Origin of the sequence: Methanobrevibacter sp. (assembly GCF_017468685.1) — an archaeon.
GTDB lineage: Archaea > Methanobacteriota > Methanobacteria > Methanobacteriales > Methanobacteriaceae > Methanocatella.
Genome location: NZ_JAFUHT010000083.1, coordinates 38,819 through 58,050 on the forward strand (window position 1 = coordinate 38,819; position 19,232 = coordinate 58,050).

Annotated in this window: 16 protein-coding genes and 4 tRNA genes; 4 read left to right on the forward strand and 16 right to left on the reverse strand. The window is 32.3% G+C overall.

Going from position 1 to position 19,232, the window contains the following annotated elements; genetic code table 11:
• Positions 1-81: 81 nt before the first annotated feature.
• Positions 82-810: an NAD-dependent protein deacylase gene (locus tag IJ258_RS10830; RefSeq protein WP_292806780.1), complete on the forward strand. Its 729-nt coding sequence runs from the start codon at positions 82-84 to the stop codon at positions 808-810.
• Here IJ258_RS10830 and sfsA read toward each other — a convergent pair.
• Together sfsA and IJ258_RS10840 are read right to left on the reverse strand one after the other, a co-directional pair.
• Positions 757-1,470: a DNA/RNA nuclease SfsA gene (sfsA, locus tag IJ258_RS10835; RefSeq protein WP_292806782.1), complete on the reverse strand. Its 714-nt coding sequence runs from the start codon at positions 1,468-1,470 to the stop codon at positions 757-759. The genes IJ258_RS10830 and sfsA overlap by 54 nt on opposite strands.
• Entirely contained in the window at positions 1,457-2,998 is a 1,542-nt protein-coding gene (locus tag IJ258_RS10840; RefSeq protein WP_366514581.1) for an NAD(P)H-hydrate dehydratase, read from the reverse strand. The genes sfsA and IJ258_RS10840 overlap by 14 nt, the downstream gene beginning before the upstream one ends.
• A gap of 71 nt (positions 2,999-3,069) precedes the next feature.
• Here IJ258_RS10840 and IJ258_RS10845 point away from each other — a divergent pair, with 71 nt between their 5' ends.
• Positions 3,070-4,200 carry an NAD-binding protein gene (locus tag IJ258_RS10845; protein WP_292806784.1) on the forward strand — a complete coding sequence of 377 codons (1,131 nt, stop codon included), beginning with the start codon at positions 3,070-3,072 and terminating at the stop codon, positions 4,198-4,200.
• Positions 4,201-4,231: 31 nt separating this feature from the next.
• Here the strand turns inward: IJ258_RS10845 and IJ258_RS10850 are convergent, their stop codons facing one another.
• The 8 genes from IJ258_RS10850 to IJ258_RS10885 all read right to left on the reverse strand — a co-directional run bounded on the left by IJ258_RS10850 (position 4,232) and on the right by IJ258_RS10885 (position 15,279).
• Complete coding sequence (locus tag IJ258_RS10850) at positions 4,232-5,653, reverse strand: hypothetical protein (RefSeq protein WP_292806786.1); 1,422 nt, start codon at positions 5,651-5,653, stop codon at positions 4,232-4,234.
• Positions 5,654-5,713: 60 nt separating this feature from the next.
• Complete coding sequence (locus IJ258_RS10855) at positions 5,714-7,498, reverse strand: Ig-like domain-containing protein (protein ID WP_292806788.1); 1,785 nt, start codon at positions 7,496-7,498, stop codon at positions 5,714-5,716.
• A gap of 54 nt (positions 7,499-7,552) precedes the next feature.
• Entirely contained in the window at positions 7,553-9,481 is a 1,929-nt protein-coding gene (locus tag IJ258_RS10860; RefSeq protein WP_292806790.1) for a right-handed parallel beta-helix repeat-containing protein, read from the reverse strand.
• A gap of 156 nt (positions 9,482-9,637) precedes the next feature.
• Complete coding sequence (locus tag IJ258_RS10865) at positions 9,638-11,467, reverse strand: Ig-like domain-containing protein (protein WP_292806792.1); 1,830 nt, start codon at positions 11,465-11,467, stop codon at positions 9,638-9,640.
• A gap of 117 nt (positions 11,468-11,584) precedes the next feature.
• Complete coding sequence (locus tag IJ258_RS10870; RefSeq protein WP_292806794.1) at positions 11,585-12,001, reverse strand: PadR family transcriptional regulator; 417 nt, start codon at positions 11,999-12,001, stop codon at positions 11,585-11,587.
• Positions 12,002-12,162: 161 nt separating this feature from the next.
• Entirely contained in the window at positions 12,163-13,047 is an 885-nt protein-coding gene (gene fhcD / locus IJ258_RS10875) for a formylmethanofuran--tetrahydromethanopterin N-formyltransferase (protein WP_292806796.1), read from the reverse strand.
• 109 nt (positions 13,048-13,156) lie between these two features.
• The gene (locus IJ258_RS10880; RefSeq protein ID WP_292806798.1) at positions 13,157-14,224 is read right to left on the reverse strand and encodes an acyltransferase; all 1,068 of its coding nucleotides are present in this window, start codon (positions 14,222-14,224) and stop codon (positions 13,157-13,159) included.
• Positions 14,225-14,235: 11 nt separating this feature from the next.
• Positions 14,236-15,279 carry a UPF0104 family protein gene (locus IJ258_RS10885; RefSeq protein ID WP_292806800.1) on the reverse strand — a complete coding sequence of 348 codons (1,044 nt, stop codon included), beginning with the start codon at positions 15,277-15,279 and terminating at the stop codon, positions 14,236-14,238.
• A 66-nt stretch (positions 15,280-15,345) separates the two neighbouring features.
• Between IJ258_RS10885 and IJ258_RS10890 the strand changes: the two genes are divergently transcribed.
• Both IJ258_RS10890 and IJ258_RS10895 read left to right on the forward strand, forming a co-directional pair.
• Positions 15,346-16,779 carry a TrkH family potassium uptake protein gene (locus tag IJ258_RS10890; RefSeq protein WP_292806802.1) on the forward strand — a complete coding sequence of 478 codons (1,434 nt, stop codon included), beginning with the start codon at positions 15,346-15,348 and terminating at the stop codon, positions 16,777-16,779.
• A gap of 57 nt (positions 16,780-16,836) precedes the next feature.
• Positions 16,837-17,487, forward strand: coding sequence for a TrkA family potassium uptake protein (locus IJ258_RS10895; RefSeq protein ID WP_292806804.1), 651 nt, complete (start codon positions 16,837-16,839; stop codon positions 17,485-17,487).
• On the opposite strand, the gene IJ258_RS10900 is transcribed toward IJ258_RS10895, so the two are convergent.
• From IJ258_RS10900 to IJ258_RS10925, 6 genes are all read right to left on the reverse strand, one after another.
• The gene (locus IJ258_RS10900; RefSeq protein ID WP_292806806.1) at positions 17,476-18,081 is read right to left on the reverse strand and encodes an MBL fold metallo-hydrolase; all 606 of its coding nucleotides are present in this window, start codon (positions 18,079-18,081) and stop codon (positions 17,476-17,478) included. The two genes, IJ258_RS10895 and IJ258_RS10900, sit on opposite strands and share 12 nt — an antisense overlap.
• Positions 18,082-18,140: 59 nt before the next feature.
• Positions 18,141-18,289: transfer RNA gene (locus IJ258_RS10905), tRNA-Trp, on the reverse strand.
• A 51-nt stretch (positions 18,290-18,340) separates the two neighbouring features.
• Positions 18,341-18,751, reverse strand: coding sequence for a Holliday junction resolvase Hjc (hjc, locus tag IJ258_RS10910; RefSeq protein ID WP_292806808.1), 411 nt, complete (start codon positions 18,749-18,751; stop codon positions 18,341-18,343).
• Between the two features lie 94 nt (positions 18,752-18,845).
• Positions 18,846-18,921: transfer RNA gene (locus IJ258_RS10915), tRNA-His, on the reverse strand.
• A 34-nt stretch (positions 18,922-18,955) separates the two neighbouring features.
• Positions 18,956-19,038: transfer RNA gene (locus tag IJ258_RS10920), tRNA-Leu, on the reverse strand.
• A 55-nt stretch (positions 19,039-19,093) separates the two neighbouring features.
• Positions 19,094-19,168: transfer RNA gene (locus IJ258_RS10925), tRNA-Glu, on the reverse strand.
• Positions 19,169-19,232 lie beyond the last annotated feature (64 nt).

Sequence of the window (19,232 nt, forward strand, 5' to 3'; positions counted from 1 at the left end):
AATTTTACAAGAAAAAAACAATTTTAAGGCAAGATACAATTTTAAAAAAATTAATTAAAAATAATCAATAAAAATTAAAATATGTCTAAAATTAACCAATTACAAGAAATTATCGACACCTCAGACAATATCATATTTTTTGGAGGTGCAGGCGTTTCAACAGAAAGTGGAATACCTGATTTCAGGTCTGAAAGTGGCATTTTTAAGAGTTTAGAAAAATATGGAGATACTCCCGAAAATCTAATATCTCACAGTTATTATCTTGACCACACTGAAGAATTCTTTGAATACTATAAGGACACACTTGTCTTTAGCGATGCCCAACCTAATCCCGCTCATTTAAAGCTTGCAGAATTAGAAAAGGAAGGAAAATTAAAAGTAGTCATTACACAGAATATTGATGGATTGCATCAAAAAGCAGGAAGCAAGGAAGTTTTGGAGCTTCATGGAAGCATCCACAGAAACTATTGTCAAATCTGCAATAGAGAATATGGGCTAGATTACATTTTAGAAAGTGATGGCATTCCTAGGTGTGAATGCGGAGGCATTGTGAAACCTGATGTCGTATTATATGAAGAACCATTGAACAATGCGGTCTTGAGCTTCGCAATTGATTACATTTCCCATGCAGATACCTTAATAATTGGAGGAACTTCACTTGTAGTTTATCCGGCAGCAGGATTAATAAACTACTTTAACGGTAAAAACTTAGTGTTGATTAACAAAAGTGAAACCCCTTATGATGATATTGCCAGTTTAGTCATCAACGATGCCATCGGAGAGGTTTTCAGTCAAATCAAAGTCGAGTGATTCAGGAACCAGTTCAATTCCAGACAACTGGTTATCGCATCTGTAAACCAGTATTTCAACTCCCGCTTCATATGCCTCATTCAATGTTTGGCTGAATTTAGGATCATTTTCCCAGTTTGGCCTGAAGAATTTGCCTGCAGGATGTTGTATTAAGAAAAACACGACACAACGATTTCCCTCTTGTTTAAGCTTTATCAATTCTTTTAGGTGTTTTGCTCCACGTTCAGTCGGTGCATCGGGAAATCTTGCCTCACCATCAACTATCAAAGTCACACCCTTGACTTCAACATAACATTGTTGGTTTTCACTTTCCAAGTATATATCTATTCGTGAGCTGTCAACTGTCTTTTCCCTTTGATGTATAGAATAGCCTACAAGTTCCTTTATTTTGCCATTTAGAATTGCATCATATACAATACTGTTGGCTTGCTGCGAGTAAAGTGATACCAAAACATTTTTGTTTTCTACAAAATGAAGTGAAAACTTGGTTTTGCGATTAGGATTGTCAGAGGGTTTAAGCCATACAACTGCACCTTCCACCAATAGCTCCTTGCAACGTCCAGTATTCGGTACATGGGCGATTTCCAAATTGCCATCAACTTCCACTTCTGCAATGAACCTGTTAGGCCTTGCCTTAAAAATTCCCTTAACATAATCCATTTTTAATCACATTACCAATATATGATACCAAATCTGTTGCTGAAAATCCATTTCCTTTAGTTTTATAAGCCCCATCGCCTGCAAGACCATTGATGAATACTCCAAGGCATGCTGAGTCGAATGAATTCAATCCTTGAGTGAGAAGAGCTGCACAAATTCCTGAAAGCGCATCACCAGTTCCGCCTACAGTCATTCCAGGATTTCCAGATTTGTTAATTCTAAAACGAGTTCCAGACAATACCAAATCATATTGGCCTTTAACAATCACACTGCCCTTGATTTGGCGAGTTATTTTTTGAAACTCAGTGATGTTTTCATCGACTTTGGCAAAATCATAGGAATCAATGTCCAATTTCAAATCATTGCCAATATTGAAAAATGACTTGAACTCGAAAATATGAGGTGTCAATATTATATCCTCACGATTTTTGATTAATTTTAACTCAACTTGTTTTAATGCGTCTGCATCCAAAACAATCGGTTTTTTGATTTTTGTAACTAAAACATTGAATAATTTTGAAGTTTCTTCATCAATTCCAGAGCCAGGACCAATCAATACCGCATCAACTTTGTCAGCCATTTCCAATATCTCACCGGAATGTTTTAAAGACAATTTATTGCCTTCAAGAGATTTTACGATTAAATCTGGTGAAGTGGACTTAATGGCTTCAGCGGATTTTTCAGGTGTTGCGACATATACCAGGTCACACCCTGCACCTATTGCAGCCATACCTGCAATTGCAGGAGCTCCAGAATAATCACTGCTCCCGCCAATAATCAGTAATCTGCCGTTATTGCCCTTATGTGATTTTAAATCCCTATTTTTCAATCTTAAAAAGTCACCGAAATTGACGAAATATTCAGCTTCGAATGGAATTCCAATATCTGCTGTAATCAGACCGCCAACAATCTCCTCTTCAGCATTTCTAACTCCGGTTTTGATTTTATGAAAGCTGATGGTGTAATCCGGAACCACAGCCAAGTCATAAACATCCCCTGTCAACGGATCCATTCCTGAAGGAACATCAACACTGATTGTGATTCCTTTTGATTCATTGATTATCTCAATTGCCCTTTTAACATTTGTTTGAAGTTTTCCTTTAATTCCGGTTCCCAAAAGGCCATCAATAATGATAAACTCAGAATCATTGCTTTTTGCAACTTCACAACTGTTGATATCCTCCAATGTCTTCAAATTATAAATTTTTAATCGTGACAGCCTTGGCTTCATATTTTTTAGTATCTCAAAATTGGTTTTGGCCTCAGCAGAGTGAATATTATCCTTCAGCATGTAAATATCCACATCATACCCACGATTCAACAAGTATCTTGCAGCCACAAATCCGTCACCACCATTTCCCCCTGAACCGGTAAAAATAACAACTTTAACTGGCTTTGAGAAAGTGTAAACAGCAATCTTGCCTGCTTCTTCTGCCAATGATTTTCCGGCAGATTCCATTAAACATAATCTAGATAAACCTAAGTATTCACAATTATAATCAGTAACCATCATATCCATGGGATGCAAATTATCACCTTATAAATTAAAATATAAGTACCCGATATAAATATAATTATCTTAACTTTAGGAAAAATTTTATGCGAAAAATAACATTTAGAATTTTAACAACAATGCCTGCAAAATACATCAGCAGCGGTTTGATCTTAATAATAGCCCTTTTAATTTATGGAATTGTAGGTTCTATTTTTATAATGGATTTGAATTTAGTTGATTCCATTTACTATTCCGTAATTACCATGACAACTGTAGGTTATGGAGATTATATGCCGACTACCGGAATTCAAAAGATATTTGCAACAACACTTGCCCTGGGCGGAGTTGCACTGCTTGCTTATGTATTTAATATCATATTAACAAATGTCCAGGAAAAAATGACCGAATATTCAAAAGGAGCGAGAAAATTGAAAGCTATTGAAGTAATGGAAGATTATTATATCATTTGTGGCTATGGAAGAGTGGGAAAAGTAGTTTTTAATGAGCTAACACAGAGAAACCAGAATGTAATTGTTATTGATAAAGATAAGGATGCCTGCGATTCAATTGAAGAAAGTGAAAATGTAGTAGTGATAAATGATGATGCAATAGAAGATGACCTTGTTGCAAAATTAGCGGGAGACAAATGCAGAAGCGTCATCATATGTACAGGAGATGACGTTAACAACCTATTTATTGTAATGACCATACGTGAAACAAATCCTGAGGCATGGATTGTGACAAGAGCAAGCAAGCTTGAAAACGTCAAAAGACTTAGAAAAGCTGGTGCCGACAAGATTGTATCTCCCGAAATTATTGGAGGGGAAGGCCTTTATTATGAATCTGCAAGACCTCATCTTTTAAAAATAACCGTGAAACATGCTGCCGATGAAATATATGATGAATTTAAAATCATAGCCAAACACCAATGCACTTTAGAAAACATCGAGTACCACCTGCCAGGAATTGAAACCCCACTTACTCGTGAAGTAAAAAGCATGAACATATCCGACGGACAGAAATTTGTGAATTACCTGAGCACACATGACGATCAAAGAGAAGCTTTGGAAAACCTTTACAAGAATGTCAATAATGTCCATTCCCACTTGATTTCAGGACCTGACAAATCATCATTTGATAAAGTATTAAAAGAATTAGAACAGATAGAAGAAATTATTGGCATAAATTTAACCAATAAAGAAATAGCAGAGATTACAAAAAAAGAAATTGAATAAGTGCAATTTTATTCAATTGCACGTTATATGTTTAATTTTGCAAATACCAAACTTGAACTTTAAAAGGAGTATATCCTTTTATTGAATTGAGTTTAATTAAATAATCTTTTTTAACAATTTTTGTAGTTATTAGATTATTGTTTTTATTGCTTTTAAAGAAGATTTTAGCCTTAATGACAAAATGACTATGTGCTTTCAAATCATTTCCATAATCATCTGTCCTCAAACTGGAAATCTTAATTTTATTTTTGCCCCCACTAGATTTTATAAATGAAACTCTAATAAAATCATCATTCTTAAATTCTAAGGATTCATCATTTTCCAAATACTTAAACTTTTTTAATTTACCTATAAAAATCTTGCTTTTATGATAAATATCATAGTTTTTATTCTTAGATGAAACACTGATTTTATGATAACCCAATTTCAAATTTTTAGTATTAAATTTTATAAAACCTTTTTTATCAGTTTTTAAAATATAATTCTTATATTTGCCCCCATTTTCAACTTTAAAATTGACCTTCACATTCTTGACGGGTTTTCCCTTTAATAAAATTTGAAGTTTATATGTTGATTTGTATTGAACAAGTTTGGATTTTTCTTTAACATCTGTTCTCATCGGAGATTCCAAATACCAAATTTTAGCTTTAACAGGAGAATACCCTTTTATTGGTTTAACATAATTATTAGAAGTTTTTGTAATAATTTTACCATTTTTATTATTTTTAAAGTAAAACTTTACTTTATATATGTCAATTATATGTTTATTGTACTCATCACCTAAGACATGAAACCCCTTATGAAACATTCCGTCATATTTTTTGACATAAAATGTAGACAATCTGTCCCCATTTTTTAATTTAATATTGGAATTAACCTTAACAGTTACAGGTTTTTTCAATTTACCAACACTAACCCCAGAAAATCCTTCAACTAAATATTTCGGATCTTTTGATGTGATATCAAAAGCATTATACCCCATCTTTAAATTCTTAATATTGAACTCAGCAATTCCATTATTGTTTGTTTTTAAAGTGTAAGTTTTGTATTTATGGAAATTGTTCCTAATTTCAAGGGATATTTTAAGATTTTTAATCGGTTTATTGGTTTTTTTATTGGTGATTTTGACTTTAAATATTTTACTTTTCTTATATATATTAGAATCAATATCATAAGTTTTTACTTTAGTTTTAATGATTTTTGGTTCAGAAGAGGGCTCGCTACTTTGAGAAGATGATTTTGAATAAACAGCATCAGTTTGAGCCTTTTCCAATATGTTCTCCGGAGTGTTTTGAGCTTCTAAAATTTCATCAAAACTATTTTCATAGGACAATGCATCTTGACTTTTAAGGCCATCATCTATTGAAACAACACCCGTTAGATTTTCTGTAGCCGAAACGACACCAATAGTCAAAATTAAAATTAAAAAAGCAAATAATATCTTTTTATACATTTGCACCACACCTTAAAAATACGCTTTTCAAAAATTCCCATAATAAAATAAATAGTACAATTATTTAATCATAATTGTACTTTTAGCTGAAACCAAATATTTAATATTGTCTGTATAGATTGCCACTTTATAACTTCCAGCATTTAATGATTTAGGATTGAAATGCGCAATACCCTTGGAATTTGTTTTTACAGTGAAAACTTTTTTACCAATTTTTAATTTGAGCACAAGGGCTTTAACCGGTTTTTTAGTTTTCTTATCCTTAACAGTAATGTCAAATGTTTTTGATTCATTAAGGTTTTTAGTTAATTTTGGAGCCTTGACAGTAGTTTGCGATTTAATCAACTTGTCAATATTTCCCATTTTGACTGTTCCAAGGAATTTTGAGGAAGGAGTTTTTGGCAAACTGTTTTTGGATATGAATTTGCCTCTGAATCTGACATCATCCTTTAAATGTCCAGTACCTCTTCCAGCCAAACGCCCGTTGTCATTTGCAGCATAAACTTTTACTGTTGAAGTTGTCTTACCCTCATCAGTTGTAGCTTTCCAATGGAATGCTGTTGCATCTCTTCTGTTGACACCAAAGGAATCAGATGCTGCTATTTTAATTGCTGCTTTTGCAGGATTTTTACTGAAATGATCATATGTGCCCTGATGGAATAATGATCTTGCATTAGGGGCTTTAAAATATTCACCCGGTTTTAATTTACCATATTTTATTCCACTACCCCACACAACAGCATATTTGCCATTTGGAGCCTTGATTGAAAAGTGACCTATCCTTAATTGTCTTTCATAACCTTGAATCTTTTTTAAATATGCCTTTTTGATTTTGCCGGATTTAGCCATTTTACCTGCAAGATTTTCGATAGCATGATTGATAGTTGGATTGTCCCAACCTCCAGTTCCGGCCATCCATCCGTCAGAAGTTGTCAAGGAATGGAAGAAATAGCTGTTTTTCTTATATTGCTTTACAGCCCATTTGCCATTCAACTTATACTTGACAATATGTAATGTTTTGGCATTAGTTGCATCCCTTCTAAATCCTGCAACAGCTTCAGTATTGCTTACCTGAACATATAAAGATGTACAACCCATTTCTGCAGTTTCTTTAATAGTCAAAGTAGCCTTGGCTTTTTTAGCTTTTAAATACTTGCTCTTTTTAATGGAAGTGATAACCTTATATTTTCCAACGTTAAGATTCTTTTTTAGCTTTGCAATACCGTTAGCATCAGTAGTTGCCCAATAGGTTTTGTATTTGTTGTTTTTAAAAACTTTAAACGCCACTTTAACGCCTTGAACCGGATTTTTAGTAATTTTATTTATGACCTTTGCTTTAAAATAGAATCCAGATTCAAAATAGGTTTTAAAGTCTTTAGTGGTGACTTTCAAGGAAGCCTTATTTACCTTAACGATTGTGTTTATGCTGCTGGCAGTGTAGTTTTCATCACCTGCAAACTTAACTGAAGCAGTATATGTTCCAGGTTTTAAGTTAAGTTTCAAAACAACCTTGCCTGAATTATCAGTAATTTTATCATAGACCTTGTTATTTATTGAAATGGAAACCTTTTTGCCGGAAATTGGCTGATTATTGGTATCTTTCAGATAACCTACCAATTCAGATTTCTCCTTATAATAAGTTGTTACATCCTTAGCTTCCATTTTTGTATTCACTTGACTTGGAGCATCTTCACTAATCTGTGAAGATTCGCTAGCATTACTTTCAATTTCAGAAGATATTGGAGTTTCAATGCTTTGAGCGGATGCATCATCTAAAGAAACTTCATCAGTCAAATTATCTGATGCAGAAACCATCCCAATAGTTAGGAAAATTAAAAGCAACATTGGAATAAAAAAACTTTTCTTATTTAACATGATTTTAACCTTAATTTAATTTTATTATTTTATTATTATTTTACTTTTTGCTGAAATCTTATAATTCTTGTTTCCAGAAGAAATTACAACCTTGTGGTTTCCTTTGGATAATTTTTTGGTATTTAACTTAGCAACACCTTTTTTGTTTGTTTTAATTTTATATATTTTTGATTTTTTGCCTGTAAATACTTTAACCTTAACTTTAACATTTTTTAAAGGTTTATTATATGCTTTAACAGTTACCTTGAAGTACTTGGATTTTTTATACTTATTGGTGACTTTAGGTGCTTTGACTTTGGTTGGTGCCTTATTGATTTTGATTGAAGCAGATTTTTCAGACAAACTCATAACTGCAGATATTTCATCAGAAGATATTGTAATTTTATAGTTGCCAACATCTAAGTCAGATACTTTAACATTAGCAACTCCATTTAAATCCGTGCCAATACGATAATTTTTCAAATACCATCCATTCTTGAATACTGTTACATACAAATCAACATTTCCAGCAGGAGAATTATCCTCATTAAGTAATTTTAAGGAGTATATTTTACCTGATTTATATGTTGTGGAAAAACCGTTCAATACCAACTTTGCAGATAATTTTTTAACATTCAAATCATTGCTTGAAACGACAAGTTTGCTATTTCCTGAATCGGCAACAAATTGGATGTCCCACACCCCCACATCCACTAAAGTATTGTGGGATGCCAATGCGAATTTAGCTATTCCATTCGAATCAGTGACAACATCAAATGTTAAAATATCCGATGAATCAACATTAAATGCATCTACATGAATTTTTTTGTTTGAAAGAATTTTATTATCTTTTGTGAATTTTACTTGGACAATATCCCCATAAAATGAAGGATTTTTTAAAAATTCAAGTTTTAAGTTTTCATTAATTAGTTCGCTTGATTTAACAATATTATTATCCATTCTTATTTTCGGAGACACATAACCTATGCCTGCAATGTCATCATTTGCCTTATTATTTACAAAAATGTTATTTATAAGATCGCCCCCATTACAGATTAAGTATAATGAAGAGCCCTCATGAGCATTGTTAAGACCAAATGTGGAATCTGAAATATTGATTGTTGCATTATTTGAGTAAAATGAAATCGCACCTGCGTCATGATTAACCTTATTATTTTCAAATTTGCAGGAATCTACAATACAATACCCATCATAAATTTTAAAATATAAAGCTCCATCACCATCTTCATCAAAATTATTTGAAAATCTTGAATTTTTTATGGAAACAGAATAAGATAGATAGGCAGTTGGTTCCATATTAATTGCACTATTCTTGTTATTGGTGAAATTTGAATTTGTTAAAGTCATTTTTTTAAATTCGTTTGAAATTCCCCCACCATTACTATTAAATATTGAATTTTTAACTGTCAGACTACTTGAATCAGATCCCCAACAGGTAATCCCATATCCTCCGTTATTTTCAAAAATACAATTTTGAAACGAAGAAGTGGCGCCGCAATGAACCGCATAATTTATTGCATTTTTAAAAATGATGTTTTTAAAGGTCACTTTGGCATCAGACCAGATTATACCGGATAATCCTTTTGCATCAAGAGTTGCCTTATTGGTTGATGAGGAACCCTGAATAGTGACACTTTTTGTAATATAAATATAAGTACCTTCTCCAGCATATAACCCTGTTAATTTGATTGTATCACCTTTATTTGCTCCGTCAATTGCATTTTCAATATCATCAAAAGTATTTCCCGAAACGGTTACAGTACTTTGAAGAGCATCATCATCCACAATGCCCATAGTTTCATCTATTGAATCATCGTTATTGCTTTTTAAATCAATGTTTTGATTTTCAACTGTTAAATTATCATCACAAACATCTTCAGATGCACTGACAACACAGGTAGTGCATAATATAATCAATAACAATGATATTAAAAAAATCTTAGTATATTTCATTTAAATCACTTAACTATTATAAAACATTCAATAATTAACGCATTAACATTTGTTAAAATTGAAAATTATTTATTACATTATTATCTTTATAAAAAACTAATTATAAAGAAATATTATTAAAAAAAGAATAAAGGAGTAAAAAAACTCCCCAAAAATTTATTTTTTCACTTTAACTGTCTTTTTAACAGTTATTTTGCCATAACTTGCTTGGTATTTGACTTTTTTTCCAACTTTAAGTTTTTTCAATACTGGCTTTTTAATTGTAACTTTAGCAACACCTTTTTTGTTGGTTTTAGCCTTATAGGTTTTTTTATTGAACTTAAAGGTGATTTTTTTGCCTTTAGCCACTTTACCATTGATTTTTAAAGTCGCTTTTAAAACAAGTTTTTTAGCGGATTTTTTAACTGTAACCTTAGCGAGTTTTAAGGATATTTTATCTGCCTTTTTGGTTGGTGTTTGTTTGCTAGTCTTTGTAAATGTGATTGTTTTTGAAACACCAGAATATTTATAATCCCCAGTGTAAGTTACAGTAGCAGTGTATGTTCCATCGGCAAGTCCTGGAATTGACAATGACCCACTTCCAGTAAAGTAAGAACTGGAATATTCTTTTCCATTGATTGTGATGAATATTGCTCCTCCAGCATCTCCTGCAACATTCACTTTAAATACGGGATCCTGGCCAACTTTTGACTCAACTGTTGCAATCATGTTTGGATTGTTGCCCATGAAAACAGGCCTATAATTATCATAAGAATATTCATTATCTTCATACACTACTTGAATATCTTCATACCCATTACCTTTAGCCAAAAATTTTACAGAAGCCTTACCATTAACCACACGAGCATTAATACCACTATCATAACCTGGAGCATATACCTTCAAATCTCCAGAATATGTATTTGGAAGAGTGAAAGTTAATGTATATTCCTGATTACGAATCATTTCATAATCAACTTCAATTTGTGGAGCAATACTGAAAGAAGTAACCCTGGAATCTACATAATAATCACTTCCAGTGTATTTCGCTTCAAGCAGATATTCACGACCCAATTCATTGAATTTATTTAATGAAACACTAGCATAACCATTAACTAATGCAACATCTGCTACAATTTCATCATCAACCATAACAAATAAATTTCCTTTAGCATTAGAAGGCAACATGAGAGAAACTTCATTATTTTCATTTAATCCAATTTCCCAATCAGATATTGATATATCCGGATATACATCAAAATTTCCATCAAAAGATCTTGAAACTAACTTTCCAGAATAATCAATGTGAATCGGATACACACCAACATTTAAATTTTCTAATTCAATGACAGCAGCACTCCTTACAACAGGAGCAGTATAATGTTTTCCATTAACAATTGCAACCACGTCCCCCGCAGGTTCATCCGCTTCAATGAAAATAGTTAAAAGGTTACTTCCATAAATAACTGAACCACAGTCTATATAACAGGATACAATTTCAAATGTGGATGATGTAGAACATGGATTATAATTATCATCTCCAGAATAGCGAACCTCTGCAGTATGCTTACCAATTTCTTTAACATTAAAATTGAAATAATGAGTTTTTGCGGTTATTTTCTTATCACTTACAAATTTACCATCCATATATAATGATAGAGTCCCATTAACTTTTTGTGATAAGGACACCTTTATATACAAATCATCATAAACGTCACGTGGAGTTAATTCTGTATAATAATCCTGAATTTCATTGTCCCATACACCAACTTTCATATCAATTGTTTGCTTATCTGAGACAAGGTCTTCAGAATCTTGAGATTCCGCCAAATCATTTTCTTCATTTTCACTTAATTCAACTTCATCATTTATCTCTTCAATTGAATCAAGTGTGCTTTCCTCAACTGTTAAATCAGCACCAGAAATATCTTCCGTTGCACTAACAGCACCTAACATAAAAATAGTTAGTATAGCTAAACTAACTAAAAATAATTTTTTATTGTTCATTTTATTCCCTTAAATTATGTTAATTGTAACATTATTGTTACAATCAGATTTTTGTTAATGGAATATTATAAAGAAATATTATTAAAATAAGAATACTTTTAAAATTATTTGCTTAAATCAGTCCATATCATCAAACAATGACCTCCATTGATGATTAGCATGAATTAAGTCAAATCTTGAGTAAATATAATTAAGCACATATTCTCCATCTTCTGTGATTTTGAAATATTTCATTTTCCTATTATTCTTGACCTTTAACTCACTAGTTATTAATCCCAAATCTTCCATCTTATTTAGAATAGGATATATGTTACTTGGATTTGATTTCTTTAAGGATTTTTCATCAATAAAAATTATAAAAAATTTATCCAATTCTTTTAAAATACCATAACCATGAATCAAACCATTATATTTGATTATCCACAATATTAAAAAGCGTGACATCCCATTTACATAAGATTTAATCACAAAATTATTGTTTATGATTTTAGAGTAATCTTTTTGAATATCTATTCGTGAATTTTCGAGTGACATCTTACATTTTCCAATTTTTATTAAAAATAAATAATATCAAGATGATACGAGTAATTATACAAATAAATTTTAATTGAAAAATGTATATAAAACAATATTATTAAATTAGTAATATATTAATTATTAAAAAAAGTAAAAAAAGTAGAGAATATTGAAATTCTCTAGAATAAGTCTTGTAAGTGGATTTGGTAAGGTCCTAAGTTTCCACCGTAGTTACCCGCACCGATTTCAATAACACCAGGCACTTGACAAGCAGCTTCAATACCTGCTTTCATAGCAGCTTTAACTGATTCTTCGTCAACACCGTCAATAACGATTTCCATGTTTCCGAATACGTTTTCTGGCAATTCAGTTTCTACTTGGTCTTTTAATGTAACACATTCTTTTTCGTTGGTAGATGCACTCATAAATGAGTATTTGGAACCAGTTTTGGAACCGGAAGCAACCATACCACCGGAGAAAGGAGTGATTACACCAGCAACAGCGTGAATAGCATCAACAGCAGCTTCAGCTGCAACAATGGAAGCCATTTGACTGTCAGCCATGATGAAGAAGTTTCCACCAGCTACTCCGTCTTTCCATCCCATTTCATCTTCCACTAAGAATTCACCGGACATGATAGGAATTACGTGCATTTTTTTGCCGTTTACGTCTTTTTCAGTTTCGTATCCGTCACCGAAGAACTTGAGTTGTTTTCCGGTTGGGAATGCTTCTTCGCTTTCTAAAGCGTTGAATGCTGCTGCAGTAGGAGCAGTTAAAACACATTGTCCGATTCTGTCCATGATTTGTCCGCCTAAAGCTTTTTTAGACATGTGACAGATCATGATTGCATAACCTGGTCTTCCATCTGGAGATTCAGTTGGAGGAACATATTGGTCAATACCTGCTTCTGCAGGACATCCAATAACTGAAGTAGCAAATCCAGTAGCTTCAGTAGCAGCAATTTTAGCTAAATGTTTAGTAGCTGCAGTAATAATAATTCTAGATACTTTAATTCCAAAACCTTCAGCAAAGGTATCTTGTATTTCTACACCATTAATTTCCATATTTTCACCAAAATTTTTTTAAAATAAATTTTTTTGTGATAATTAAATTTATGATAATATATTAAAATAAAGTTTTCTATTTTAATTGAAATTAGATATTAAAATAAATCTATTTTACACCAATTAACTCATTGATAATTGGTATTTTAGCAAAAATAACCATTATTAACCATGATAAGAAAAATCCGACTAAAAACAGCAAAATATAATCGAAAATGAAATTTGATGATAAATGAAATATTTTTCGGGTAACCATTATTAACTGACTATGAATCAGATACATTCCATAACTGCACATTGCAATGGAAGATACAACATTAGTAGTCTTTCCAGAGGCATTATTAACAACATTACTTGATTTGACAAAGCAATATACTCCAATTGACAATACTACCATTAAAACAGAATATCTATGAAATACAAATAAGATTTCAGTGCCAACAATGCTATAAGAATACAACAGCATAATAACAGATGAAACAATAATTAAAATAGCTGAAATAACTGGATTATTAAATATTCTTCTTTCGCTATATCTTAAATAGTAACCTAGAACAACCAATGCGATAGGACTTATGAAATCAGAAAGCAGATTCAAATATTGATTGTTTAAAGGGTAGATTATTGAAATGAATATTAACCAAACAATTAATAGATACTCAACATGAATTAATTCTGAATTGTTTAACCATTTATTTACAAAAGGCATCATCATGTAAACATATATCATAATCCAGAAAAACCAATAAACAACCGATCCCGGTGCTTTAAAAAGTAATGTATCCAAAAACACGTTAATAAAACTTAAAATTCCAAAACTATCAACAAAATTAATTCCTGAAATAAAATAAGAAGACATAATAAGAACAATACTGAAAACTAATGACCAGAAAAGGAACGGTTTTGCTATACGAGGAATACGTTTTTCAAAAAAACTTTTAACATCCCAATTTTGTCCTAAAAGCAGTGCTCCTGATATCATTAAAAACAGGTCAACACCCATTCTAAAGAAATTATTAGCAAAGGTTTCATAAAATCCGCTAATAGAATAAATTGATTGGACATTATAATTCATTATTTCGCCGACATGTCCGGTCACATGCAGTAAAATAACCGATAGAATAGCAATAACCCTTAAAACATCATAATAAAATATGCGATTAGAACCAGCATTCATAAAAAATCAACTCATTCGTCAATATTTTCTTCGGATTCCACTGAAGATAATGATTTTTTATCTAAAATAGATGAACCATATTTTGGTATAAGTACTAGACCTATTATTGTAGCCATCCAGAAGGATATTAGTCTTTCAATAACTGTTGCGGCTGCACTGATTGATGAAGTTATACCTGCACTTGAATAAAATAGAATCATGACTCCATCAATTGCTCCAAGTCCTCCCGGAAGCAATGGAATCATACCAACAAGGGATGCAACAATAAATACTTCCCCAATGATTATTGGATTGACATTTGCACCGAATGCCAAAAAGACAAGATACACCCTGAAAATCTCAAAAATCCAAATAATAAATGACAAAGGAACAGTATAATACAATGCTTTCTTATTTGAAACAAGATTTTTCATTGTATCCTGAAAACCAAATACTGCTTCATGTATTTTATTTTCTAATTCAACAGAGTTTTTCTTATAAAACCTTCTAACAAGACCAACAATCCAGCCATCAACTTTATTTCCAAAGTTTGGATTTATACACATGTAAATAATAATCGCCAGAATAGCTATGATTGCGATTACTGCCACGATCATCACTGCAAGTAACCAAGTTGGCATGTCAAAATATAGCGTCATTAAGATAATTGTGATTGCTGCTAAAACAACAAAAGGAAAAGTATCCAAAGCCCTATCTGCAACGACAGTGGCGAAAGTTTCTTCAAATAAATAATCTTTTTGTTTGGATAGAATATAAGCCCTTACAGGTTCTCCCCCTCCACGACCAGAAGGAGTGATGTTATTAACGGCAAGTCCCACCAAGACCATAGGAAACAATTCACGAATACTTACATCCAAATCAGCTTGTTTATTTAATATCTGCCAACGCAAAGTATATAAAAAATAAGTTATTATCTGAACAGCTATAGCTAAAGCTATAATATACAAATTAGCTACTTTTAATGCTGAGATAACTTGGTCAATTCCAACAAACCACAACATTACAACAAGAATAACGATGCTTATTCCTAATAATAATATAGTTTTTCTATCCATCGTGATAATATATTATACAATTTAATACTTATAAATTTATATAGAAATTTATACTAATTTTAAGTAATGAGGTATATTACTAAAACAGATTTGGTTATTGTTGCAACAAATTCCGGATATTTGATGATAGGAATAGGATTAATGTGCTTAATCCCATTAATATTCGATTTAATATACTTCGAATTTGACATACTAAGTTTTGTAATTCCAGGATTAATATCAATATTATTAGGAATCTTTGCTTTAAAATATTTTGAACAAAAAAGCAATAAAAAAATACGGCTAAAACATGGAATGATGATTTCATCATTTGCATGGTTATGGGCCAGCCTCATTGGAGGATTTGTCTTTATGCTTGCAACAAACATTTCACCAATTGATGCCGTTTTTGAAAGCATGTCCGCTTTAACAGGAACCGGAATGACTATGTTTGTGGATGTTGAAGTTTTACCTCACAGTATCTTATTTTTCAGAGCATTGGAACAATGGATTGGTGGTTTGGGAGTAGTTGTTATGGTGATTGGTGTTTTAACAAAACCCGGATCAGTATCATCAAAATTATACCAATCAGAAGCACGTGAAGAACGTATAAAACCAAGTATAAAAACCACACTTGAAAAAACAATGGAAATTTATGTCATTTATACAATTGCAGGAATAATATTATACCTGCTTGCGGGAATGCCAGTATTTGACTCAATCTGCAATACATTCAGCATCATTTCAACCGGAGGAATGAGCATCAAAAATGCGAATATGGGATTCTACCAAGATGATGTAATCTACTTTATTTCAATTGTATTGATGATTCTTGGTGCTACAAGCTTCATGGTCCATTACAAGGTAATTAAAACAAAAGGAAAATCACTGATTAATGATTTGCAATTTAAAATCATCATAACAGTTATTGCACTTGTTACATTAATGCTTTATTTTGTATCAAATATTGTTCCAATAGATTTATTGTTCACAGTCGTATCAGCAATCACAACTACCGGAGCAAGTGTCACAAGCCCATTAGTGATGGGAAGTTGGCCAAGCTTTGTAATAATTTGTTTAATGTGTTTAATGCTAACTGGAGGATCAAACGGTTCAACAGTAGGTGCGATAAAACTGGTGAGAATGATTACTTATTTTAAGGGAATTTACCGACATGTACGGGAAATCTTATCTCCCGAGGGAAGAGTAGTGCCTGTAAAATTGCATGGACATAAAATTCCTGAAAAATCAATAGCCCAAGCCGGTAGTTTCATTACACTTTATATGATGTTTATAATGTTTACATGGGCATTATTCTGTTTATTTGGATATGATCCATTTAGAAGTTTATTTGCAGCAATGTCTCTGCAGGGTAATAACGGTTTAGAACTTGGTATAATCACCCCAACATTAAATCCGATACTTAAAATAGTCAGTATGTTTGATATGTGGACTGGAAGGTTAGAAATATATCCTGTACTCATCACATTAAGGGCAGCATTTGAAATTTTCAAAAGATAATATTTATATTATCATGAAATAAATATTGATAATTAATTATTATAAAGGGGAGATTTAATGTATGCAATAATAATGGGAGGAGGTCGTGTTGGACTTGCTCTTGCAAATTTGTTAATCGATAGTGGATTTGACATCACATTAATTGAAAGCGACGAATCATTATGCAATGAAGTTGCAGCAGAACTTGACGCACTTGTAATTTGTGGAAACGGAACCAGTTCAAAGTTACTTGAAGAAACAAATATCGAAGATGCCGATTTCTTTATAGCAACAACCGGTAATGATGAAGCAAACCTTCTTTCATGCATTTTAGTCAGAAAATACGATGTTGAAACAATTATTGCCCGTGTAAGTAATCCTGATCACGAAGAAGCATTTAAAGAAGTGGGAATCGACAGAGTAATCAGCCCAGAGATTAGTGCTGCAAGAGACCTGGCCCAATATGTTACAAATCCTAGAGTATCCAAGCTAACCACACTCGGTGAAGGTGATGCTGAAATCATTGAAATGACAATTACAAATGATAAAATTGTTGGAAAACGTTTTAAAGAGGTTTCACCATCAAAAGATTATATTATTATCGCTACTTATCAAAATGGTAAATTAATTATCCCACAACCGGACAATACAATCAGTCGTGGGGAAAAAGTTTCAATACTTGTTAAAAGAGGAACCCTAAAAAAAGTTTCAAAGAAATTAGAGAATTGAATAAGACATTTTAATATGTTCTTTTCCATTCCCTTCAACTATAGGGCCATGACCAGGATAGATGTTTTTAACATCCAACTCTGTTAATCTTTTAACACTATTTTTCATATCCTGGTAATCCCCGCCAATATCCATTCTGCCAACGCCGCCGCCAGCAAATATGGTATCACCAGAGATTAAATTTTCACCATCCCAAAGACAAATCCCACCTTTAGTGTGACCCGGAGTGTGAATAACTTTAAAATCAGCAATTTCATCACCGTCTTCAAGTTCAATATCCACTCTGCAATTGCCCGGATTGTCAAAAACAGACATGGAAGTTCCCAAAGTATCCTTATTTTTAATTGAAATTGCATCCAGTTTATGAATAGCTACTTTAGCATCAGGAAAGAAATGATTACCACCAATATGATCAAAATGACAATGAGTATTTACTATCAATTCTATATCAGTTGGTTCAACATTATTTTCACGAAGTTTAGAGAATAAATAATCCTTGTTTAAACCCGCACCAGTATCAACCAATATATTATTATCAATCAAAAAATAATTTGAATCATAATTATAACCTAAAATAAAAACAACTGAACTCATGAATGATAATATAATCAAGAAAGTAATTAAAAGTTTTGAAAAAAAGTTTTGTATAAAAATGGGGTCATAGGGATTTGAACCCCAATCCGGGGATGTCTCTTGCCTCAGTACTCCAATTGTTCATCACAACAAGTACTGTTCAGTTACGCGTATATTTTCTTCAAAGACAACTGGAGTCCCCGATGCTGCCAGGTTACACCATAACCCCACATAACATACAATAATAATTTTAATTTTAATAATATATAAATATTTGCAATTATTCAAATTTCATTTGCTTATCAATACCAGCTATTTCATCAATTTCAAAACCTTTCTCCAAAGCATAATCCTTTTCAACACGATAATTACCAGATTTTGTTCTTGGAGTGTTTTGAGGTTCTAAAAATAGCCATTTAGTATATTTAAATCTAACTCCAATATATGGTTTGGCACCAAAAATTTTTGAAAATTCACAGAGTGCAGTAATTTGCTCCTCTTCAATGTAAATTTTTTCTTTTGTTGTTGTTTTAACCTCAATAGCCAAATATAATTTACCATTTCCAGCTAAAACATCAGGTAAAGGCCTTTTAGTGGCTCCTCCAGATGCAGGAGCTCTCATAGCCGCAAAATTTCTCTCCCATAATTTATGTACCAAATCCCTTTCTTCAGCAGATCCTTTCTTTGCCATAGTAACACTCAATTAAAAATTTGTTTAAAACCATATATAAATAAAATGAGAGAGCATTTGAAAAGTAATATGAAATTAAAAATAGATTTATAAATGGGGCCGGGGCCGAGATTCGAACCCGAGTCCCGGGATCCACAGTCCCGGAGGATGACCGCCTACCCTACCCCGGCATTTATGATAAAAATGAATAAAAAATTGTTAAAATGCGGGAGCAGGGATTCGAACCCTGGAAGACCTGCGTCAACAGGTCCTAAGCCTGTCCCCTTTGGCCTCTCGGGCACCCCCGATTATAAAAACAAAGTATACATAGAAACCATTAAAAATCTTTACAAATTTTTTAAATGCTCCGGCCGGGAATTGAACCCGAGTCTTCGGCTCGAAAGGCCGAAATGATTGGCCGGACTACACCACCGGAGCACACGAATGAATAAAAGTTTAGTAACATGGGCCCAATGGGGTTTGAACCCATGGCCTTCCGGTT